This window comes from Pseudomonas marginalis (assembly GCF_008692035.1).
In the GTDB taxonomy this organism is placed as follows: Bacteria; Pseudomonadota; Gammaproteobacteria; order Pseudomonadales; family Pseudomonadaceae; genus Aquipseudomonas; species Aquipseudomonas marginalis.
Window position 1 is genome coordinate 3460804 of the sequence record NZ_VTFG01000001.1, and the last position, 20972, is coordinate 3481775.

17 protein-coding genes, 5 tRNA genes and 3 rRNA genes are annotated in these 20972 nt (G+C 56.2%); 9 read left to right on the top strand and 16 right to left on the bottom strand.

From position 1 onward, the window contains the following. Positions 1 to 103 precede the first annotated feature (103 nt). From FX984_RS16235 to tyrS, 12 genes are all read right to left on the bottom strand, one after another. A tRNA-Thr gene (locus FX984_RS16235) sits at positions 104 to 179 on the bottom strand. 26 nt (positions 180 to 205) lie between these two features. Then, positions 206 to 279: transfer RNA gene (locus tag FX984_RS16240), tRNA-Gly, on the bottom strand. 23 nt (positions 280 to 302) lie between these two features. After that, positions 303 to 387, bottom strand: a tRNA-Tyr gene (locus FX984_RS16245). Between the two features lie 142 nt (positions 388 to 529). Next, entirely contained in the window at positions 530 to 976 is a 447-nt protein-coding gene (locus tag FX984_RS16250) for a hypothetical protein (RefSeq protein ID WP_027605161.1), read from the bottom strand. Between the two features lie 7 nt (positions 977 to 983). Next, positions 984 to 1733: a pantothenate kinase gene (locus FX984_RS16255; protein ID WP_098480841.1), complete on the bottom strand. Its 750-nt coding sequence runs from the start codon at positions 1731 to 1733 to the stop codon at positions 984 to 986. Further along, positions 1723 to 2682, bottom strand: coding sequence for a bifunctional biotin--[acetyl-CoA-carboxylase] ligase/biotin operon repressor BirA (gene birA / locus FX984_RS16260; RefSeq protein ID WP_027605159.1), 960 nt, complete (start codon positions 2680 to 2682; stop codon positions 1723 to 1725). Before birA ends, FX984_RS16255 begins: the two co-directional genes overlap by 11 nt. A 166-nt stretch (positions 2683 to 2848) precedes the next feature. Further along, a 5S ribosomal RNA gene (gene rrf, locus FX984_RS16265) occupies positions 2849 to 2964 on the bottom strand. A gap of 158 nt (positions 2965 to 3122) precedes the next feature. Next, positions 3123 to 6014 (bottom strand): 23S ribosomal RNA (locus FX984_RS16270). Positions 6015 to 6263: 249 nt separating this feature from the next. Next, a tRNA-Ala gene (locus FX984_RS16275) sits at positions 6264 to 6339 on the bottom strand. 30 nt (positions 6340 to 6369) lie between these two features. After that, positions 6370 to 6446: transfer RNA gene (locus FX984_RS16280), tRNA-Ile, on the bottom strand. Between the two features lie 161 nt (positions 6447 to 6607). After that, positions 6608 to 8141 (bottom strand): 16S ribosomal RNA (locus FX984_RS16285). Together the 16S, 23S and 5S rRNA genes with 2 tRNA genes alongside form the textbook arrangement of a ribosomal RNA operon. Positions 8142 to 8694: 553 nt before the next feature. Further along, the gene (gene tyrS / locus FX984_RS16295; protein ID WP_027605883.1) at positions 8695 to 9894 is read right to left on the bottom strand and encodes a tyrosine--tRNA ligase; all 1200 of its coding nucleotides are present in this window, start codon (positions 9892 to 9894) and stop codon (positions 8695 to 8697) included. A 208-nt stretch (positions 9895 to 10102) separates the two neighbouring features. Between tyrS and FX984_RS16305 the strand changes: the two genes are divergently transcribed. Next, positions 10103 to 11521: a peptidoglycan DD-metalloendopeptidase family protein gene (locus FX984_RS16305; RefSeq protein ID WP_027605884.1), complete on the top strand. Its 1419-nt coding sequence runs from the start codon at positions 10103 to 10105 to the stop codon at positions 11519 to 11521. 3 nt (positions 11522 to 11524) lie between these two features. Beyond that, positions 11525 to 12616 carry an anhydro-N-acetylmuramic acid kinase gene (locus FX984_RS16310; RefSeq protein ID WP_027605885.1) on the top strand — a complete coding sequence of 364 codons (1092 nt, stop codon included), beginning with the start codon at positions 11525 to 11527 and terminating at the stop codon, positions 12614 to 12616. Between the two features lie 91 nt (positions 12617 to 12707). On the opposite strand, the gene erpA is transcribed toward FX984_RS16310, so the two are convergent. After that, entirely contained in the window at positions 12708 to 13058 is a 351-nt protein-coding gene (erpA, locus tag FX984_RS16315) for an iron-sulfur cluster insertion protein ErpA (protein WP_003176443.1), read from the bottom strand. Positions 13059 to 13223: 165 nt separating this feature from the next. Continuing rightward, on the bottom strand, positions 13224 to 14258 hold the full coding sequence (gene argC, locus FX984_RS16320; RefSeq protein ID WP_027605886.1) for an N-acetyl-gamma-glutamyl-phosphate reductase: 1035 nt from the start codon (positions 14256 to 14258) through the stop codon (positions 13224 to 13226). Between the two features lie 135 nt (positions 14259 to 14393). Between argC and hemJ the strand changes: the two genes are divergently transcribed. The 6 genes from hemJ to coq7 all read left to right on the top strand — a co-directional run bounded on the left by hemJ (position 14394) and on the right by coq7 (position 18841). After that, positions 14394 to 14822 carry a protoporphyrinogen oxidase HemJ gene (gene hemJ / locus FX984_RS16325; RefSeq protein WP_027605887.1) on the top strand — a complete coding sequence of 143 codons (429 nt, stop codon included), beginning with the start codon at positions 14394 to 14396 and terminating at the stop codon, positions 14820 to 14822. Between the two features lie 23 nt (positions 14823 to 14845). Next, a complete protein-coding gene (locus FX984_RS16330) occupies positions 14846 to 15808 on the top strand; it encodes an NAD(P)H-dependent flavin oxidoreductase (protein ID WP_027605888.1) in 963 nt (320 codons plus the stop codon). A gap of 69 nt (positions 15809 to 15877) precedes the next feature. After that, positions 15878 to 16840, top strand: a complete 963-nt coding sequence (locus FX984_RS16335; protein ID WP_027605889.1) for a DUF805 domain-containing protein — start codon at positions 15878 to 15880, stop codon at positions 16838 to 16840. Positions 16841 to 16902: 62 nt separating this feature from the next. Next, positions 16903 to 17691 (top strand): SDR family NAD(P)-dependent oxidoreductase, encoded by a 789-nt coding sequence (locus FX984_RS16340; RefSeq protein ID WP_146477727.1) that lies wholly within the window; start codon positions 16903 to 16905, stop codon positions 17689 to 17691. A gap of 46 nt (positions 17692 to 17737) precedes the next feature. Next, positions 17738 to 18076, top strand: coding sequence for a histidine triad nucleotide-binding protein (locus FX984_RS16345; protein WP_010206940.1), 339 nt, complete (start codon positions 17738 to 17740; stop codon positions 18074 to 18076). Positions 18077 to 18193: 117 nt separating this feature from the next. Continuing rightward, positions 18194 to 18841, top strand: a complete 648-nt coding sequence (gene coq7 / locus FX984_RS16350; protein ID WP_092355508.1) for a 2-polyprenyl-3-methyl-6-methoxy-1,4-benzoquinone monooxygenase — start codon at positions 18194 to 18196, stop codon at positions 18839 to 18841. A gap of 62 nt (positions 18842 to 18903) precedes the next feature. Here coq7 and FX984_RS16355 read toward each other — a convergent pair whose 3' ends face one another. Further along, positions 18904 to 19326: an OsmC family protein gene (locus tag FX984_RS16355; protein WP_005792019.1), complete on the bottom strand. Its 423-nt coding sequence runs from the start codon at positions 19324 to 19326 to the stop codon at positions 18904 to 18906. Between the two features lie 244 nt (positions 19327 to 19570). Here FX984_RS16355 and crp point away from each other — a divergent pair, with 244 nt between their 5' ends. Next, positions 19571 to 20215 (top strand): cAMP-activated global transcriptional regulator CRP, encoded by a 645-nt coding sequence (gene crp, locus FX984_RS16360; protein ID WP_027605892.1) that lies wholly within the window; start codon positions 19571 to 19573, stop codon positions 20213 to 20215. Here crp and FX984_RS16365 read toward each other — a convergent pair. Next, positions 20212 to 20907 carry a lipoate--protein ligase family protein gene (locus tag FX984_RS16365; protein ID WP_146477725.1) on the bottom strand — a complete coding sequence of 232 codons (696 nt, stop codon included), beginning with the start codon at positions 20905 to 20907 and terminating at the stop codon, positions 20212 to 20214. The genes crp and FX984_RS16365 overlap by 4 nt on opposite strands. Positions 20908 to 20972 lie beyond the last annotated feature (65 nt).

Below are 20972 nucleotides of genomic sequence, written 5' to 3' on the forward strand. Positions count from 1 at the left end.
CCCCCAAAGACTTGAAATCACTCAACAACAAGCGATCTGAACACCATCAAGCCGAGCCAGCCGTTAAAACAAAGGCAGATATTTTCATATCTGCCTTGTTATATGGAGCTCTTGAGCGGATTTGAACCGCTGACCTCACCCTTACCAAGGGTGTGCTCTACCAACTGAGCTACAAGAGCGAAACACCGTGCACAACCTGCAAACTTGGAGCGGGTAGCGGGAATCGAACCCGCATCATCAGCTTGGAAGGCTGAGGTTCTACCACTAAACTATACCCGCGGAGCTTGCAGCTCACGCTAAAATGGTGGAGGGGGAAGGATTCGAACCTTCGAAGTCGTAGACGTCAGATTTACAGTCTGATCCCTTTGGCCGCTCGGGAACCCCTCCTAAGCGAGCCGGCATTCTACATCACGCCGGCCTTCTGTCAAGCATTTTCTCATTAAAAATATGAGGTTAGCTGCATTGACCTTCGCTTCGCACCTTAGACCTTAAAGGTCTTCACTGCGAAGCGGGCGCCATTCTATGCAAACTATTCGAGAGTTGCAATGCCTTCGCACAGCATTATTTTATGTTTTAACTCATTGAATTCCTTAGCAAGGTTTTCAAAGGGCAGGTCGTCAGCCAGGCGTCGGCTTTCCGGGGCAACTCGAAGCCAGTAACCTTGCGCATCAGGAGCACTCAGCAGCTGCACCTTAACCTTTATATCCAGGCTAGTGAGGCGCTGCTCAAGGAATTGCGCCTGTCGCTGGTCGGCAAAGCCTCCTATGTATAAGCAAGTATTTTGCGCATCAGATGCCTTAGCCCGATCCTTGCGCACCACAGCGTCGGAAGACTCGCTCAGCAGGCGAATATCCTGCTGCGTATTCCGATAGAGGCTCAGAGGGGTCACGTCTTTAGCACGCAACGGCGCCTCTTGCTGATGCCATATGTAGTAAAAGGCGTTCAGGATCAATAAAAGCAAAAACAGCCAACGCATAAACACCTCAAGATAAAGGGCACGCCATTGCCAGACCTACGAAAATCAAATCAGGAACGAGTCGAGCCTGAGGCACGGCATCCCTCACCAAATCAGCATCGCCCCCCGTCAGGAACACAGTGAAGTTATCACCCCAATAACTTCGGGCCAGCTCAAGCTGGGTCAGCACAAACCCTCTGAGCATCAACGTACAGCCACGCTCTACAGCCTCTACGGTCGTATGCCCTGGCGATAGATGCTCCAAGGCTCTCTCGGCAGCTGCATCGTCGTAACGTATCTTGCGCGTATGCGTGCGCAGCTGATTACGCATGAGGGGCATACCTGGACAGATGAAGCCACCTAAATGCTCACCATCGCCAGCAACAAAATCTGCAGTAGCAGCCGTACCGAAATCAAGCACCAAGCATGCGCCCGACGCCAATTTGAAGCCGCCCAGCATTGCTAACCAGCGATCAAGACCAAGACGCTCGAAATCTTCGTAACCGTTGCGCACCCCAGCCATTTCTCGCGCAGAAACAGCGCAGGAAACCGCAACGCCAAAGGCCTCCACCAGCGCCTCAACCAGATTTTTTGTTTCGTCCAGAGCACGAACACTCACCAACCGGCAATGTGTCAATAACACACCAGGCAGCACTGACAGACTTTCAATCAATGCAACATCCGAACTAGCGACACCTTCTGCAGATGCCGTCGCCCGATCCGAATCAAGTACGCGCCACTTGATGAAGCTATTCCCACAGTCGAGCTCAAGAATCATCACGCAACCTCAGGCTTAACTCACCACCACTGTATGTTTTTTCAACACCACCGACACTTAAACGTAATGCCCCCTGACCGTCGATACCCAGCACCACCCCATCGACACGGCTGGCACCCGCTATGAGTGACACTGCCTTTCCCTGCCAGGCATGACCTTTTTCCCACTCATCCCGAAGCGATGAAAAACCTTGCGCCCTGTGTCGATCCAAGTAGCTTTGCAACTGCAAGCACAGGCGCGCCACCAGAGAGTTACGATCCACTGGAGACCCCGTCTCCAACTGCACTGACGTCCATTGCTGATCAACCTCTTCAGCCTTCTGCATATTCACGTTAATACCGATGCCGAGGACAACGTGGCAAATATCCGCGGGATCCCCTACGAGCTCCAGCAAAATCCCGGCAATCTTCTTCTGCCCCACCAGGACGTCGTTTGGCCACTTCAGAGCCGCACCCCGCACTCCAGACTCACGCAACGCCTGCATTACCGCCAAGCCAACCACAAGGCTCAGGCCTTCCAGCTGTCGCGGACCATTCTCGATACGCAATAAGAGGCTGTAATACACATTCTGAGCGAACGGGCTGACCCACTTTCGACCACGTCGCCCTCTTCCCGCCGTTTGCTGCTCCGCAAGCACCAGGTACGGCGTCGCACGCTCAACCTCAACAAGGCGCAGAGCCTCGGCATTTGTCGAGTCGATGGAGTCGTAGATATGGATAGGCCACACCAGGGAAGACGCATGCAGTGCAATCTGCTCAGAACTCAAGAAAACCAGCGGCGAAGCTAATTGATATCCCCTCCCACGAACCTTGTGGACCGACAGATTCAATTCGGCCTCAAGATGCTGGAGTTGCTTCCAGACTGCACTGCGACTAACGCCCAGGGCTGCGCCAAGTGCTTCTCCGGAATGGAATCGGCCATCTTTTAGAAGTTCTAACAACGTCAGCATGCAAGTATCGCCTCACAATGAGGCACGCATGATAGCCATGCGCAGAGTCATTGCATAGAAAGGCCGGACTTTAGCACTGAAGGCCCTGCCGAGGCGCCTCTTCGCACTTTTCGACCGCCCAAAACAAAACCCCATCTGCTCTCGCAAATGGGGTTTCGGAATTTAATCTTGACGATGACCTACTCTCACATGGGGAAACCCCACACTACCATCGGCGATGCATCGTTTCACTGCTGAGTTCGGGATGGGATCAGGTGGTTCCAATGCTCTATGGTCGTCAAGAAATTCGGGTACTGAGTCGTGGCCAGTTGGCCTCGCTTCAGCAAATTGGGTATGTGACAGCTGTCGGTGCTTTGTGAAATCTCGAACTTTCGGTTCATTGCGTCTTCACACACCGCAATCTGATGCTCTTTCGAGTAGTCAAATTGCTTGGGTGTTATATGGTCAAGCCTCACGGGCAATTAGTATTGGTTAGCTCAACGCCTCACAGCGCTTACACACCCAACCTATCAACGTCGTAGTCTTCGACGGCCCTTCAGGGGACTCAAGGTCCCAGTGAGATCTCATCTTGAGGCTAGTTTCCCGCTTAGATGCTTTCAGCGGTTATCTATTCCGAACATAGCTACCCGGCAATGCCACTGGCGTGACAACCGGAACACCAGAGGTTCGTCCACTCCGGTCCTCTCGTACTAGGAGCAGCCCCTCTCAAATCTCAAACGTCCACGGCAGATAGGGACCGAACTGTCTCACGACGTTCTAAACCCAGCTCGCGTACCACTTTAAATGGCGAACAGCCATACCCTTGGGACCGGCTTCAGCCCCAGGATGTGATGAGCCGACATCGAGGTGCCAAACACCGCCGTCGATATGAACTCTTGGGCGGTATCAGCCTGTTATCCCCGGAGTACCTTTTATCCGTTGAGCGATGGCCCTTCCATACAGAACCACCGGATCACTAAGACCTACTTTCGTACCTGCTCGACGTGTCTGTCTCGCAGTCAAGCGCGCTTTTGCCTTTATACTCTACGACCGATTTCCGACCGGTCTGAGCGCACCTTCGTACTCCTCCGTTACTCTTTAGGAGGAGACCGCCCCAGTCAAACTACCCACCATACACTGTCCTCGATCCGGATAACGGACCTGAGTTAGAACCTCAAAGTTGCCAGGGTGGTATTTCAAGGTTGGCTCCACGCAGACTGGCGTCCACGCTTCAAAGCCTCCCACCTATCCTACACAAGCAAATTCAAAGTCCAGTGCAAAGCTATAGTAAAGGTTCACGGGGTCTTTCCGTCTAGCCGCGGATACACTGCATCTTCACAGCGATTTCAATTTCACTGAGTCTCGGGTGGAGACAGCGCCGCCATCGTTACGCCATTCGTGCAGGTCGGAACTTACCCGACAAGGAATTTCGCTACCTTAGGACCGTTATAGTTACGGCCGCCGTTTACCGGGGCTTCGATCAAGAGCTTCGCGTTAGCTAACCCCATCAATTAACCTTCCGGCACCGGGCAGGCGTCACACCCTATACGTCCACTTTCGTGTTTGCAGAGTGCTGTGTTTTTAATAAACAGTCGCAGCGGCCTGGTATCTTCGACCGGCATGGGCTTACGGAGCAAGTCCTTCACCCTCACCGGCGCACCTTCTCCCGAAGTTACGGTGCCATTTTGCCTAGTTCCTTCACCCGAGTTCTCTCAAGCGCCTTGGTATTCTCTACCCAACCACCTGTGTCGGTTTGGGGTACGGTTCCTGGTTACCTGAAGCTTAGAAGCTTTTCTTGGAAGCATGGCATCAACCACTTCGTTAACTAAAAGTTAACTCGTCATCAGCTCTCGGCCTTAGAATCCCGGATTTACCTAAGATTCCAGCCTACCACCTTAAACTTGGACAACCAACGCCAAGCTGGCCTAGCCTTCTCCGTCCCTCCATCGCAATAACCAGAAGTACAGGAATATTAACCTGTTTTCCATCGACTACGCTTTTCAGCCTCGCCTTAGGGACCGACTAACCCTGCGTCGATTAACGTTGCGCAGGAAACCTTGGTCTTTCGGCGTGGGTGTTTTTCACACCCATTATCGTTACTCATGTCAGCATTCGCACTTCTGATACCTCCAGCAAGCTTCTCAACTCACCTTCACAGGCTTACAGAACGCTCCTCTACCGCATCACTTACGTGATACCCGTAGCTTCGGTGTATGGTTTGAGCCCCGTTACATCTTCCGCGCAGGCCGACTCGACTAGTGAGCTATTACGCTTTCTTTAAAGGGTGGCTGCTTCTAAGCCAACCTCCTAGCTGTCTAAGCCTTCCCACATCGTTTCCCACTTAACCATAACTTTGGGACCTTAGCTGACGGTCTGGGTTGTTTCCCTTTTCACGACGGACGTTAGCACCCGCCGTGTGTCTCCCATGCTCGGCACTTGTAGGTATTCGGAGTTTGCATCGGTTTGGTAAGTCGGGATGACCCCCTAGCCGAAACAGTGCTCTACCCCCTACAGTGATACATGAGGCGCTACCTAAATAGCTTTCGAGGAGAACCAGCTATCTCCGAGCTTGATTAGCCTTTCACTCCGATCCACAGGTCATCCGCTAACTTTTCAACGGTAGTCGGTTCGGTCCTCCAGTTAGTGTTACCCAACCTTCAACCTGCCCATGGATAGATCGCCCGGTTTCGGGTCTATTCCCAGCGACTAGACGCCCTATTAAGACTCGCTTTCGCTACGCCTCCCCTATTCGGTTAAGCTCGCCACTGAAAATAAGTCGCTGACCCATTATACAAAAGGTACGCAGTCACCCAACAAAGTGGGCTCCCACTGCTTGTACGCATACGGTTTCAGGATCTATTTCACTCCCCTCTCCGGGGTTCTTTTCGCCTTTCCCTCACGGTACTAGTTCACTATCGGTCAGTCAGTAGTATTTAGCCTTGGAGGATGGTCCCCCCATATTCAGACAAAGTTTCTCGTGCTCCGTCCTACTCGATTTCATGACTAAGAGATTTTCGCGTACAGGGCTATCACCCACTATGGCCGCACTTTCCAGAGCGTTCCGCTAATCTCAAAGCCACTTAAGGGCTAGTCCCCGTTCGCTCGCCACTACTAAGGGAATCTCGGTTGATTTCTTTTCCTCAGGGTACTTAGATGTTTCAGTTCCCCTGGTTCGCCTCTTGCACCTATGTATTCAGTACAAGATAACCATCTTATGATGGCTGGGTTCCCCCATTCAGACATCTCCGGATCAAAGTCTGTTTGCCGACTCCCCGAAGCTTTTCGCAGGCTACCACGTCTTTCATCGCCTCTGACTGCCAAGGCATCCACCGTATGCGCTTCTTCACTTGACCATATAACCCCAAGCAATCTGGTTATACTGTGAAGACGACATTCGCCGAAAATTCGATCATACTCAATTAAGAGCCACTCACAAATTTTACCTTAGCCTGATCCGTTACCAGTGAAAGTAACGTTCAGTCTATCTTTCTATCACATACCCAAATTTTTAAAGAACGATCTAATCAAAGACTAGAAATCAACATTCACCATCATACTGATGGAATGCTCATTTCTAAGCTTTCATAACGCAGAAGCAGTAGTGGTGGAGCCAAACGGGATCGAACCGTTGACCTCCTGCGTGCAAGGCAGGCGCTCTCCCAGCTGAGCTATGGCCCCGTATTTCTACAGGCGTTTCCCACACAAAATTGGTGGGTCTGGGCAGATTCGAACTGCCGACCTCACCCTTATCAGGGGTGCGCTCTAACCAACTGAGCTACAGACCCAATTTCGAGCTGCTAAGGCCGACCTCACCCTGCTCTTTACCACAAAGCATGGGGTGCGCTCTAACCAACTAAGCTACAACCCTTTAGGCTGCTTCTTATCGTCTTCTTCAATGAATCAAGCAATTCGTGTGGGAACTTATGGAGCAGCTGATGTCGTCGATTAAGGAGGTGATCCAGCCGCAGGTTCCCCTACGGCTACCTTGTTACGACTTCACCCCAGTCATGAATCACACCGTGGTAACCGTCCTCCCGAAGGTTAGACTAGCTACTTCTGGTGCAACCCACTCCCATGGTGTGACGGGCGGTGTGTACAAGGCCCGGGAACGTATTCACCGCGACATTCTGATTCGCGATTACTAGCGATTCCGACTTCACGCAGTCGAGTTGCAGACTGCGATCCGGACTACGATCGGTTTTCTGGGATTAGCTCCACCTCGCGGCTTGGCAACCCTCTGTACCGACCATTGTAGCACGTGTGTAGCCCAGGCCGTAAGGGCCATGATGACTTGACGTCATCCCCACCTTCCTCCGGTTTGTCACCGGCAGTCTCCTTAGAGTGCCCACCATTACGTGCTGGTAACTAAGGACAAGGGTTGCGCTCGTTACGGGACTTAACCCAACATCTCACGACACGAGCTGACGACAGCCATGCAGCACCTGTCTCAATGTTCCCGAAGGCACCCATCCATCTCTGGAAAGTTCATTGGATGTCAAGGCCTGGTAAGGTTCTTCGCGTTGCTTCGAATTAAACCACATGCTCCACCGCTTGTGCGGGCCCCCGTCAATTCATTTGAGTTTTAACCTTGCGGCCGTACTCCCCAGGCGGTCAACTTAATGCGTTAGCTGCGCCACTAAGAGCTCAAGGCTCCCAACGGCTAGTTGACATCGTTTACGGCGTGGACTACCAGGGTATCTAATCCTGTTTGCTCCCCACGCTTTCGCACCTCAGTGTCAGTATCAGTCCAGGTGGTCGCCTTCGCCACTGGTGTTCCTTCCTATATCTACGCATTTCACCGCTACACAGGAAATTCCACCACCCTCTACCATACTCTAGTCAGTCAGTTTTGAATGCAGTTCCCAGGTTGAGCCCGGGGATTTCACATCCAACTTAACAAACCACCTACGCGCGCTTTACGCCCAGTAATTCCGATTAACGCTTGCACCCTCTGTATTACCGCGGCTGCTGGCACAGAGTTAGCCGGTGCTTATTCTGTCGGTAACGTCAAAACCAGCAGTATTATAACTGCCCTTCCTCCCAACTTAAAGTGCTTTACAATCCGAAGACCTTCTTCACACACGCGGCATGGCTGGATCAGGCTTTCGCCCATTGTCCAATATTCCCCACTGCTGCCTCCCGTAGGAGTCTGGACCGTGTCTCAGTTCCAGTGTGACTGATCATCCTCTCAGACCAGTTACGGATCGTCGCCTTGGTGAGCCATTACCCCACCAACTAGCTAATCCGACCTAGGCTCATCTGATAGCGCAAGGCCCGAAGGTCCCCTGCTTTCTCCCGTAGGACGTATGCGGTATTAGCGTCCGTTTCCGAACGTTATCCCCCACTACCAGGCAGATTCCTAGGCATTACTCACCCGTCCGCCGCTCTCAAGAGAAGCAAGCTTCTCTCTACCGCTCGACTTGCATGTGTTAGGCCTGCCGCCAGCGTTCAATCTGAGCCATGATCAAACTCTTCAGTTCAAACATCTTTGGGTTTTTAAGAAACCCTAAACTTGGCTCAGCAATCGTTGGTTACATCTTTGATTTCTCGCGGAGTAACTTGTGATGCTGATAATCTTGTTGACTATCAGTCTGACCCCACAAGCACCCACACGAATTGCTTGATTCAGTTGTTAAAGAGCGGTTGGTTAAGAGCTTTCGTCTCAACCGAGGCGCGCATTCTACAGCAGCCTCATTTGCTGTCAAGTGATTATTTTCAGAAGCTTTCGAAGATTTCTTCAACAACTTCAACCACTTGCGCTTCCGATCTCTCGTCAGCGGGAGGCGAATTCTACAGCGTTACACGCTGCTGTCAACACCTCTTTTTCTGCGCTTTCGACCGAGAAGATCGAATCGTTAATAGCGCCAAACAACACGACTCTACCAACGCCTTCTGGGCTTCGATGAACTGAAGCAATCCGCTGCTTTATTCTGCATAACTCATTGTTTATCAAGGAGTTTTACGTTTCGACTGCGCCGGAAGTGGGGCGAATTATAGACAGATACAATTCGCCGTCAACACTTAATTTCAGGTTTATTCGGATTTGAGCGTAATACGCGCAAATGCCTTCTTCCCCGCCTGACAAACGTGGGTAGCACCCAGTTCGTATATAAAGGTGCGATCCACCACCTCACCATCTATACGCACACCACCAGACCCCAGAAGGTCACGCGCGACCGCCGAGTTCTTCACCAGACCAGCCTTATTAAGGACTGCCGCAATCGGCATGGCCTCAGTAGCCGTCAATTCAATCTCAGGCAGATCATCCGGCAGCTCGCCATCTCTCATGCGGTTACCCGCCGCACGGTGAGCACTGGCCGCAGCCTCTTCACCATGGAAGCGCGCAACGATCTCTTCCGCCAGCTTGATCTTCACGTCACGCGGATTGGCACCCGCCTCTACATCCGCACGCAGCGCATCGATCTCATCCATCGAGCGGAAGCTCAACAGTTCGAAGTAGCGCCACATCAAGGCATCCGGGATAGAGACCAGCTTGCCGTACATCACACCCGGAGCTTCCTGGATGCCGACATAGTTGCCCAGGGACTTGGACATTTTCTTGACGCCATCCAATCCTTCCAACAACGGCATGGTCAGGATGCACTGAGCCTCCTGACCATAAGCACGCTGCAACTCACGCCCCATCAGCAGGTTGAATTTCTGGTCGGTACCACCCAACTCAACATCCGCGCGCAGCGCTACCGAGTCATAACCCTGAACCAGCGGATACAGGAACTCATGAATCGCGATCGGCTGATTGGTTGAATAGCGCTTATCGAAGTCATCACGCTCAAGCATGCGCGCCACGGTGTACTGGGAAGTGAGGCGAATGAAGTCCGCCGGCCCCATCTGATCCATCCAGGTGGAGTTAAACGCCACCTCGGTCTTGGCCGGATCAAGAATCTTGAATACCTGGGTCTTATAGGTCTCGGCATTATCGAGAACCTGCTCACGGGTCAGCGGCGGGCGTGTCGCACTCTTACCGCTCGGATCACCGATCATCCCGGTGAAATCACCTATAAGGAAGATCACCTGATGCCCCAGCTCCTGGAACTGACGCAGCTTATTAATAAGCACGGTATGACCCAGGTGCAGGTCCGGCGCCGTTGGATCGAAGCCAGCCTTAATACGCAGGGGCTGGCCACGCTTGAGCTTTTCGATCAGCTCGGCCTCGACCAACAGTTCTTCCGCACCACGTTTTATCAGCGCTAGCTGCTCTTCAACCGACTTCATAACAGACCCGCAAGGCTCAGATTCAAAAGGGAACCAACCATACAAGATCAGGGACTAATTACAAGTTTTGCCCTGCGCACGGACACCGTTCAGCAAGCCCAGCGTTCGCGAGCTTGCGCCACAGATGATTTGGTTATATTTTATACAGTTATTTCATCTTCATCATGTCATTCATCTTTTCCATTTCATCTTCAAAGTCAAATTACCTATGACCACTGAACCGTCTAAAGCGCCGCCGCTTTACCCGAAGACCCACCTGCTCGCAGCAAGTGGTATCGCCGCCCTTCTCAGCCTGGCACTCCTGGTATTCCCTTCCAGTGACGTAGAAGCCAAACGAACATCCCTGAGCCTTGACTTGGAGAGTCCAGTTGAACAACTGACACAAGATCAAGACGCTTCCGACGCCCAACAAGCCACAAATGCTCCCACTGAATCGCCGTTTGCCCAGATCGAAAACACGCAGGAAGACACCCAGCAAGCCGTTCAAGAACAGAGAAAACCCGTAGTAGACACTGCCAAGAACCCTCAACACCGCGAAGTGATCGTGGCGAAAGGCGATACGCTTTCGACCCTGTTCGAGAAGGTAGGCCTTCCCGCAGCCACCGTTAACGATGTACTGGCCAGCGATAAACAAGCCAAGCAATTCACCCAGCTCAAACACGGCCAGAAACTGGAGTTCGAACTGACACCAGACGGTCAGCTGAACAACCTGCACACCAGCGTCAGTGACCTCGAGAGCATCTCCCTGACCAAGGGCGCCAAAGGCTTTGCCTTCAACCGTATTACCACCAAGCCAGTCATGCGCTCTGCCTACGTTCACGGCGTGATCAACAGCTCACTGTCGCAATCTGCCGCGCGCGCCGGCTTGTCCCATAGCATGACCATGGACATGGCCAGCGTGTTTGGCTACGACATCGACTTCGCCCAGGACATCCGCCAGGGTGATGAATTCGACGTGATCTACGAGCAGAAAGTCGCCAACGGCAAAGTGGTCGGCACCGGCAACATTCTCTCCGCACGCTTCACCAACCGTGGCAAGACCTACACCGCAGTGCGTTACACCAACAAGCAAGGCAACAGCAGCTACTACACCGCCGACGGCAACAGCATGCGCAAGGCCTTTATCCGCACCCCGGTGGATTTCGCTCGTATTAGCTCGCGTTTCTCCATGGGTCGCAAGCATCCAATTCTGAACAAAATCCGCGCCCACAAAGGCGTCGACTATGCCGCCCCACGCGGTACGCCTATCAAGGCGGCCGGCGATGGCAAGGTCCTGCTCGCAGGACGCCGCGGTGGCTACGGCAACACGGTGATCATCCAGCACGGCAACACCTACCGCACCCTGTATGGCCATATGCAAGGTTTCGCCAAGGGTGTGAAAACCGGCGGCAACGTGAAGCAAGGCCAAGTAATCGGTTACATCGGCACCACTGGCCTGTCCACCGGCCCGCACTTGCACTACGAGTTCCAGGTCAATGGTGTGCACGTTGACCCATTGGGACAGAAGCTGCCGATGGCCGACCCGATTGCCAAGGCCGAGCGCGCACGCTTTATGCAACAGAGCCAGCCGCTGATGGCGCGCATGGACCAGGAGCGCTCTACCCTGCTTGCTTCGGCGAAGCGTTAAGGTATGCCGTTCTATATAGGTGTAATGTCCGGGACCAGCCTCGATGGCCTGGACATCGCCCTGATCGAACAAGGCTCGGCGATCAATCTGATCGCCACCCACTACACACCGATGCCGGACACCCTGCGCGCAGAGCTGTTAAGCCTGTGCGCCAGCGGCCCGGATGAGATTGCCCGCTCAGCGATAGCCCAGCAGCATTGGGTCACACTCGCCGCCCACGGCATTCACACGGTGCTCGACCAGCACGACCTCAAGCCTCAAGACATACGCGCGATCGGCAGCCATGGCCAGACCATCCGTCACGAACCCGCCCGAGGCTTTACCGTGCAGATCGGCAACCCGGCATTGCTTGCGGAGCTGACGGGCATCAGCGTAGTCAGCGACTTCCGCAGCCGCGACGTTGCCGCTGGCGGCCAGGGCGCGCCTCTGGTGCCCGCCTTTCATGAGGCGTTGTTTGGCGAAAGCACCGGCAACCGTGCAGTGTTGAATATTGGGGGCTTCAGCAATCTCAGCTTGATCGAAACCGGCAAGCCCGTAGCCGGCTTCGACTGCGGCCCAGGCAATGTGCTGCTGGACGCCTGGATTCAACAGCAGCGCGGCGAACACTTTGACCGTGATGGGCAGTGGGCGGGTAGTGGCAAGGTCGAGCCTCAACTACTCACGGCCCTACTCAGCGATCCATTCTTCCTGACCAAAGGCCCGAAAAGCACCGGCCGTGAAGTGTTCAACCTCGAGTGGCTGCACCAGCATCTTGGCCGCCTGCCCGCCTTTGAACCCCAGGACGTACAGGCCAGCCTGCTGGAGCTGACTGCCCTGACCATCGTCGAGGCCCTGCAAACCGCGCAGCCCGAGACAGAAACGTTACTCGTCTGTGGCGGCGGCGCCCATAACACCACAATGATGAATCGTCTGGCCGCGTTGTTGCCATCCACTCAAGTCAGCAGCACCGCCACCCACGGCGTAGACCCGGACTGGGTCGAAGCCATGGCCTTCGCCTGGCTGGCTCACTGCTGCCTGGAAGGCATTGCCGCCAACCGGCCCAGTGTCACCGGCGCACGCGGGCTAAGGGTACTTGGCGCGATCTACCCCGCCTGACGAACACCTCGCCAGAATCGCAGACAGCAAAACGCCGCTTGGCCGATCAAAGCCACGCGGCGTTTTTATTCGTTGTAGATCAGGCTGTCGATCAGATCGAGAACGAAGAGCCGCAACCACAGGTGGTGGTCGCGTTAGGGTTCTTGATCACGAAACGCGAACCCTCCAGACCCTCCTGGTAATCCACCTCGGCACCTGCCAAGTATTGGAAGCTCATCGGGTCCACGACCAGGCTAACGCCCTCACGCTCAACGATGGTGTCATCGTCGGCCACATCTTCATCGAAGGTGAAACCGTACTGAAACCCTGAACAACCGCCGCCCGTAACGAATACGCGCAGCTTCAAGCGATCATTACCCTCTTCATCGACCAGGCTCTTCACCTTGTGCGCAGCACCGTGGGTAAATTGCAAAGCCGTGGGGGTGAAGGATTCAACGCTCATGCTGATAATCTCCCGGCGTAGCGCCGCCATATGCGTAATGGCGGGCATTATCCGCTTCTCCTAGAAAAGCGGTCAACTATTGTTACGGTATATCAATCTGCATCGCCGCCATTAGAAACACAAAAGGCCCGATCAACGGGCCTTTTGCACACTTTGCCAATCGTCTTAAGGCAGCATGCCGGCGTGGGACAGACCCAGCTTTTCATCCAGGCCAAACAGGATGTTCATGTTCTGCACCGCCTGGCCCGACGCGCCCTTGACGAGGTTGTCGATCACCGACAACACCACCACCAGGTCACCATCCTGCGGACGATGCACCGCAATCCGACACACGTTGGCGCCTCGCACACTGCGGGTTTCCGGATGGCTGCCAGCAGGCATTACATCGACGAACGGCTCGTTGGCATAACGCTTTTCAAACAACGCCTGTAGGTCTACCGAACGATCGACCACGGTGGCGTACAACGTGGAATGAATGCCACGAATCATCGGCGTCAGGTGTGGCACGAAGGTCAGGCCTACGTCTTTGCCGGCGGCGCGACGCAGCCCCTGACGAATCTCCGGCAGATGGCGATGCCCTTTTACTGCGTAAGCCTTCATGCTTTCCGACGTCTCGGAGTACAAGGAACCTACCGCTGCTCCACGACCGGCACCGCTGACACCCGACTTACAGTCTGCGATCAGGCGCGAAGCATCCGCCAGCCCGGCCTCGAGCAACGGCAGGAAGCCCAGTTGCGTCGCCGTCGGGTAGCAACCCGGCACGGCGATCAAGCGTGCCTGCTTGATCTGCTCACGATTGACTTCCGGCAGGCCGTACACCGCCTCTTCCAACAGTTCCGGTGCACCGTGAGGCTGGCCGTACCACTTGGCCCATTCGTCGGCGTCTTGCAGGCGGAAGTCCGCCGACAGGTCGATGACCTTGGTACCAGCGGCCAGCAGTTCGCCAGCCAACGCATGGGCAACGCCATGGGGGGTGGCAAAGAACACCACATCGCAGGCACCAAGGGTGTTGATGTCCGGAACACTGAACGCCAGGCCGTCGTAGTGGCCTCGCAGGTTCGGGTACATATCGGCCACGGCCAGGCCGGCCTCGGATCGAGAGGTAATGACCACCACCTCAGCTTGCGGATGCTGGGCCAACAGACGCAGCAATTCGACACCGGTGTAACCCGTGCCGCCGACGATACCGACCTTGACCATAAACCTGCCCTCAACGAACCCACTGGAAAGCCGTCGATAATAGGGGCCGTATCGTCCTGCGACAACCGTCAACGTGACGTATGGGCGCATGAGCCACTACTATCTGCGCTACCGTGAACCTGGGAATAACTAAAAATGCTTTATCTATGGGTCAAAGCCTTCCATATCGTCAGCATCGTCTGCTGGTTTGCCGGGCTGTTCTACCTGCCGCGCCTGTTCGTCTACCACGCTCAAAGCGAGGACACTGTCAGCAAGGAACGCTTCAGCGTCATGGAGCGCAAGCTCTACCGCGGCATCATGGGCCCGGCGATGCTGGCCAGCCTGGTGTTCGGTATCTGGCTGATAGCCCTTAACCCCGGCATCTTTCAATCGGGCGCCTGGATCCACGCCAAGTTGACCCTGGTAGTGTTCCTGATTGGCTACCACCATATGTGCGGCGCGCAGGTAAAACGTTTCGCCCGTGGCGAAAACACCCGCAGCCATGTCTTTTATCGCTGGTTCAATGAAGTCCCGGTTCTGATATTGCTGGCTATCGTAATTTTGGTCGTGGTCAAACCGTTCTAACGTCATTACTCGGGGTACCTCCAATGTCGCTGCCCACTCTGCTTGAACAACGTCTGCACCTGCCCGTGGTGGTGGCGCCGATGTTCCTGATTTCCAATCCGCAATTGGTGCTGGCCTGCTGCCGCAACGGCGTGGTCGGCAGCTTCCCGGCGCTCAACCAGCGCGAGAGCAGTGGCTTCAAGGCCTGGCTGGAGGAAATCGAAGCGGGCCTGGCGCAGCTGGACAATCCTGCCCCCTACGCCGTCAACCTGATCGTGCACAACAGCAACCCTCGCCTTGAGGCTGACCTGGCGATCTGTGTTGAGCACAAGGTGCCGATCGTGATTACCAGCCTGGGCGCAGTGAAAGAAGTGGTAGATGCGGTGCACAGCTATGGCGGCCTGGTGTTTCACGATGTCACTACCCGTCGCCATGCCGAAAAAGCCGCTGAAGCCGGTGTCGACGGCCTGATCGCCGTGGCCGCAGGCGCCGGTGGCCATGCCGGTACCTGGAGCCCGTTTTCGCTGATCGCGGAGATTCGCCAATTCTTCGACAAAACCCTGCTGCTGGCCGGCTGCCTTAACCACGGCCATGAGATACTCGCCGCCCAGTTGCTGGGGGCAGACCTGGCGTATTTCGGCACACGGTTTATCGGTACCACCGAAAGCCACGCCCCGGATGCGTATAAAGAGATGCTGCTCACATCGCGCGCCGCCGACATCGTGCACACTCCCGCAGTCTCCGGCGTGCCCGCAAGCTTTATGCGCCAGAGCCTGGAAAATGCCGGTTTCGACCTCGCTGCCCTGCAGGGCAAAGGCGAAGTAAACTTCGGCTCCAAGCTCAAGCCGCTGAGCGACGAAGCCAAGGCCTGGAAGACCGTATGGTCTGCAGGCCAAGGTGTCGGTGAGATTAATGATTTACCCGGCGTCGATGAACTCGTTGCCCGCCTGGATGCCGAATACCGCAAGGCGCGCGAGCAGGCGACACAGTTGCGCTGGCCACGCTGACCCAACCGCAAGGCCTGCCGATCGAGCAGGCCTGCACTACCCCACTGATTCAGTGACAAGGATGCCCGCATGAGCGACAACCGTTTCAAGATTGTGTTTGATGGGGCCCTGCTCCCGGGTGTCGAAAGCACCACAGCCAAGCTGAACCTGGCTGAACTGTTCAAGAGCACGGTCGAGGACATCGAGAAACTCTTCACCGGCCGCGTTGTTGCACTGAAACGCGACCTGTCCCGCCCCGACGCCGAAACCTACCTCACCGCGCTGAAAAACGCCGGGGTCGACGCGCGTATCGAGGCCGAACAGCCCGTAGCCTTCAGCCTTGCCGAAACCCACGAAACAGATTCCAGCGCTGCGGACTTCTCTCGTCCTGCGGCTTCGCCGTACGCACCACCGCGTGCCGCCGTAGGTGAAAGCCTGCCGGAATACGCCACCCTCAAGGTCTTCACCATCAATGGCCGTATTGGTCGTCTGCGGTACCTGGCATGGACGCTGGTACTGACAGTCGCCATGCTCGTCGCAGCCGGCATCCTCAGTACTGTGGGCTTTGCCATCGCAACCGCGTCGCCGACGATAGCCATTATCCTCGGCTCGCTGCTGGGCTTCGCGCTGTTCGTCGCGGTTGTGGTCGTGAGCGTGCAGATCGGCGTGCAGCGCCTGCACGATCTGGGCTGGTCCGGCTGGTTGTACCTGCTGAACCTGGTACCGCTGGTGAACAGTATTTTCCCGCTGCTGCTGTTGGTCATGCCAGGTAACACCGGCGCCAACCAGTACGGCGCACCGCCACCGCGCAACTCCACCGCGGTGAAGGTCCTGGCCTCGCTGTGGCTGGCATTCATCCCGCTGATGCTCATCATCGTGGTGTCGCTGGGCATGAACGGCTACCTGGATCAACTCGAAACCAACGTGGACAGCAGCTACGAAAGCAGCTCCATCACTTCCGATGAAGACGCCGATCAAAGCGTGATCGTCGACGAAGAAGACGCGCAAAGTGCTGACGACGCGGCCGAACCTGTAGACTCTCCAGAACAGTAAAGAAACGCGCCGCGCCTGCGATGCCTCCATCCCAGGCGCGGCGTGTTGCGATGGAGAAAGGCATGACCCGTTACGCTCTGATCACCGGTGCCTCCAGCGGCATCGGCCTGGCTTTGGCCGAAGCCCTGGCCCGTCGCGGCCGCAGCTTGATTCTGGTGGCCCGCCAGCGTGATCAGTTGGAAAACATTGCAATCGAATTGACCCAACGCTTCGGCGTCGAGGTGCTGTTTCGGGCATGCGATCTCGGCGAGCCATTGCGCTTGTCCGGGTTCCTGCTGGAGCTGGAAGAAGGCGAGCGGCAGATCGATTTGCTGGTGAACTGCGCCGGCATTGGCACCAGCGGGCCATTCCTGGCCCAGGACTGGATGACCGAACAAGACCTCATCGAAGTCAACATCCTTGCCCTCACCCGCATGTGTCACGCCCTGGGCAACACCATGGCGCTGCACGGTGGCGGGCAGATTCTCAACGTCGCCTCGGTCGCCGCGTTCCAACCCGGCCCGTGGATGAGCAGCTACTACGCCAGCAAGGCCTACGTGCTGCATTTCTCCGAAGGCTTGCGCGAAGAACTGAAGACCTGTGGCATCAAGGTCTCGGTGCTTTGCCCCGGTCCTACGCGCACCGCCTTCTTCGGTACGGCGCAGATGGACACCGCCAGACTCGAACGCAGCGAACAATTGATAAGTCCGGAAGAAGTGGCGCTCTATACCGTGCGCGCACTGGAAAAGAACAAAGCCATCATCATTCCTGGACGACGTAATCGCTGGCTGGCCTTCAGCCCGCGTTTCAGCCCACGCTGGTTGACTCGCAAGATCGCCGGGGCGATCAACAAGGCCTATTGCCCGCGCTGATCGCCTGGGTACACTCACCTTGCACTTTCATAATGGAGAAACAGCTGTGGATACTCTGTTCACCAAAATCATCAACCGGGAAATACCTGCGGATATCATCTATGAAGATGATCAAGTCCTGGCCTTCAAGGACATCCACCCGGCAGCGCCCGTGCATTTCCTGGTCATCCCGAAAAAACACATCCCCACCCTCAATGACCTGACCGAGGAAGACAAAGCCCTGGCCGGCCATATTCTGTTCACGGCCCAGCGCCTGGCGGTGGAACAAGGCTGTGAAGAAGGCTTCCGGGTGGTGATGAACTGCAACCCGAAAGGCGGGCAGACCGTTTACCACATCCATATGCATGTGCTGGGCCAGCGCCAGATGAACTGGCCGCCGGGCTGAAATAGCCCGCTACAAGGGGCGCAGCCCAAGGCTGCGACCCCATGCCCTTGACTCAGGGCAAACGCGTTCCTCTCTCTTGCGGTAAACTGGCCGCCGAGATTCTTCCCGGAGGTCAGCATGACTACCCAACGTCACTACTCGCCCATTGACCGTCTGTTGCTGCAAGCCGACATGGCCATGCGCACACTGCTGCCCTTCAGCGGCCAACCGTACCGCCCGTCGCCCGCCATCGTGCAGCCTGACGCGCAGATGAGCGAGACCGAGACCCGCCATGTCGCAGGCCTGATGCGTATCAACCATACCGGTGAAGTCTGTGCCCAGGCGCTGTACCAGGGCCAGGCCCTGACCGCCAAGCTGCCGCAGGTGCGCGCGGCCATGGAGCATGCGGCCGAGGAAGAAATCGATCACCTGGCCTGGTGCGAGCAACGTATTCGCCAGTTGGGTAGCCATCCCAGCGTGCTCAACCCGCTGTTCTACGGTTTGTCATTCGGCATCGGCGCGGCTGCCGGTTTGATCAGCGACAAGGTCAGCCTCGGCTTTGTCGCCGCGACGGAACATCAAGTGTGCAAGCACCTGGATGAACATCTGGAGCAACTGCCGGCCGATGACGAAAAGTCCCGGGCGATTCTTGAGCAGATGCGTATCGATGAAGCGCACCACGCCGAAAGTGCATTGGATGCCGGCGGTTTCCGCTTCCCGGCGCCAGTGCGATTCGGCATGAGCCTGCTGGCCAAGGTCATGACCAAAAGCACCTACCGCATCTGACTAAACCTGCGGCTGCAAAAAAGGGCGCTATCGAAGCGCCCTTTTCTTTTGCCGATTGGCGGTCAACCCAACTCGATGATCTCGTAATCATGGGTGATGGCCACACCCGCCGCGCCGAGCATGATCGACGCCGAGCAATACTTCTCGGCAGACAGCTCGATGGCACGCTTGACCTGGGCCTCTTTCAACGCCCGTCCCTTCACCACGAAATGCATGTGGATCTTGGTGAACACCTTGGGATCTTCAGTGGCGCGCTCGGCTTCCAGGAAGGCTTCGCAGCTTTCCACAGCCTGGCGGGATTTTTTCAGGATGCTGACCACGTCGAAATTGCTGCAACCGCCCACACCAAGCAGGAGCATTTCCATCGGGCGTACGCCCAGGTTACGGCCACCGGCTTCCGGCGGGCCATCCATGACCACCACATGGCCACTGCCCGACTCACCGAGGAACATGGCTTCGCCCGCCCATTGGATGCGTGCCTTCATCGCCCAGACTCCACTGCTAAAAAAGGGTCGCCAGCTTAGCACAGGGCCCGGGCGCAACCGCGCTTCCCACCAAAGCGATCAATAACGGAGCTGACTCGGAAAATTCGCTAATCGAGTCAGAATGTGTCTGTTAAGCTGGCGCCAAAGGAGTGGCGTATTGCCACCCTTATACAACGTGTATCAATGCCGATACCGCTGAGTACAACAACTCCAACCACCTCGCGCTGCCTTTCGGGATACAACCATGGTTGCTCTTACGCCCATACCCAAGATCAAGAATCTCGACAAGTTGCTGATGCACTGCCAGCGCCGGCGCCACCCCGCCAAGCACAACATCATCTGCGCCGGTGAGCGCTCCGAAACACTGTTTTTCATTATCAAGGGCTCAGTCACCATCCTGATCGAGGATGAAGACGGCCGCGAAATGATCATCGCCTACCTGAACACCGGGGATTTTTTCGGCGAGCTGGGGCTGTTTGAACAAGCAGGCAAGGAGCAGGAGCGCAGCGCCTGGGTGCGGACCAAGGTCGAGTGCGAAGTGGCCGAGATCAGTTACGCAAAGTTTCGCGAACTCGCCCAGCAGGACCCCGATATTCTCTACGCCCTCAGTGGTCAGATCGCCCAGCGCCTGCGAGACACTACGCGCAAGGTTGGCGACCTGGCGTTCTTCGACGTCACCGGACGTGTGGCCCGTTGCTTGCTGGAGCTGTGCAAGCAGCCCGATGCAATGACTCACCCCGACGGCATGCAGATCAAGATCACCCGCCAGGAAATCGGGCGCATTGTCGGTTGTTCACGGGAGATGGTCGGCCGCGTGCTCAAGGATCTGGAAGAGCGCAACCTGGTGCACGTCAAAGGCAAGACGATGGTGGTGTTCGGTACCCGTTAAGCCGGCAGGAAGCTGGCCAGCATTTGTCGGTACAAGGTGTCCAGCCGGCTGATTGCGTCCGGCGCGGGGAAGGCTTCGTGCAGGGCAATATGGCTGTCGGCGCGAACCCGTTGCTCCAGGCCGCAGGCTTGGTTGAAGCGGTTGACCGCCGCGATCAGTTCTTCACGATCGTTATCCAGCAACAACGCACCGTGCACCAACCCCACCGGGCGGCCCCCGCCTTGCCGCCAACGCTGGGCAGTACCGACCATTTTGCGCCCGTTGAGGTTGACGTTGTAACGACCGTCGCAGAATGCACCGTCGATTTCCCCGACGGAGACATCGCCCCCCAACTCGATAAGTAAATCGCAGATCGGCTGGCATAGACGCTGGTAACCGGTTTCGATGCGACCTTGATCACCCTCACTGCGCGGCGGAGCGTAGACCAGGGCGATATTGACCGTGGCGCTGGACTGCGGCACCGGTTCGCCGCCGGTTTCGCGCAAGAGCACCGGCCAACCGGCATCCGCAGACACGCGGCTGGCGACATCGAAAGCAGGCAATCGGCTCAAGCGGCGTGGCATCACCAGTGCCTGGTCGCTGGGCTGCCAGAACAACAACCCAAACGCCTGCTCACCCGCGCAAACGGCGGCCAGCAAGGCTTGCTCGGCGGCAAGGCCTGCTTCAACACGCATCGACACTGGCTGGATCAATGGGCACCTACCTATCTGAATAAACACAAACCCAAATGTGGGAGGGGGCTTGCCCCCGATAGCGG

Excerpts from the sequence above, each read along its gene's own strand:
- hemJ (WP_027605887.1), top strand. The coding sequence starts at position 14,394 with ATGCTTTATCTATGGGTCAAAGCCTTCCATATCGTCAGCATCGTCTGC.
- FX984_RS16305 (WP_027605884.1), top strand. The coding sequence starts at position 10,103 with ATGACCACTGAACCGTCTAAAGCGCCGCCGCTTTACCCGAAGACCCAC.
- erpA (WP_003176443.1), bottom strand. The coding sequence starts at position 13,058 with ATGAGCGTTGAATCCTTCACCCCCACGGCTTTGCAATTTACCCACGGT.
- FX984_RS16255 (WP_098480841.1), bottom strand. The coding sequence starts at position 1,733 with ATGATTCTTGAGCTCGACTGTGGGAATAGCTTCATCAAGTGGCGCGTA.
- FX984_RS16355 (WP_005792019.1), bottom strand. The coding sequence starts at position 19,326 with ATGAAGGCACGCATCCAATGGGCGGGCGAAGCCATGTTCCTCGGTGAG.
- coq7 (WP_092355508.1), top strand. The coding sequence starts at position 18,194 with ATGACTACCCAACGTCACTACTCGCCCATTGACCGTCTGTTGCTGCAA.
- crp (WP_027605892.1), top strand. The coding sequence starts at position 19,571 with ATGGTTGCTCTTACGCCCATACCCAAGATCAAGAATCTCGACAAGTTG.
- FX984_RS16250 (WP_027605161.1), bottom strand. The coding sequence starts at position 976 with ATGCGTTGGCTGTTTTTGCTTTTATTGATCCTGAACGCCTTTTACTAC.
- argC (WP_027605886.1), bottom strand. The coding sequence starts at position 14,258 with ATGGTCAAGGTCGGTATCGTCGGCGGCACGGGTTACACCGGTGTCGAA.
- birA (WP_027605159.1), bottom strand. The coding sequence starts at position 2,682 with ATGCTGACGTTGTTAGAACTTCTAAAAGATGGCCGATTCCATTCCGGA.
- tyrS (WP_027605883.1), bottom strand. The coding sequence starts at position 9,894 with ATGAAGTCGGTTGAAGAGCAGCTAGCGCTGATAAAACGTGGTGCGGAA.
- FX984_RS16340 (WP_146477727.1), top strand. The coding sequence starts at position 16,903 with ATGACCCGTTACGCTCTGATCACCGGTGCCTCCAGCGGCATCGGCCTG.
- FX984_RS16335 (WP_027605889.1), top strand. The coding sequence starts at position 15,878 with ATGAGCGACAACCGTTTCAAGATTGTGTTTGATGGGGCCCTGCTCCCG.
- FX984_RS16310 (WP_027605885.1), top strand. The coding sequence starts at position 11,525 with ATGCCGTTCTATATAGGTGTAATGTCCGGGACCAGCCTCGATGGCCTG.
- FX984_RS16330 (WP_027605888.1), top strand. The coding sequence starts at position 14,846 with ATGTCGCTGCCCACTCTGCTTGAACAACGTCTGCACCTGCCCGTGGTG.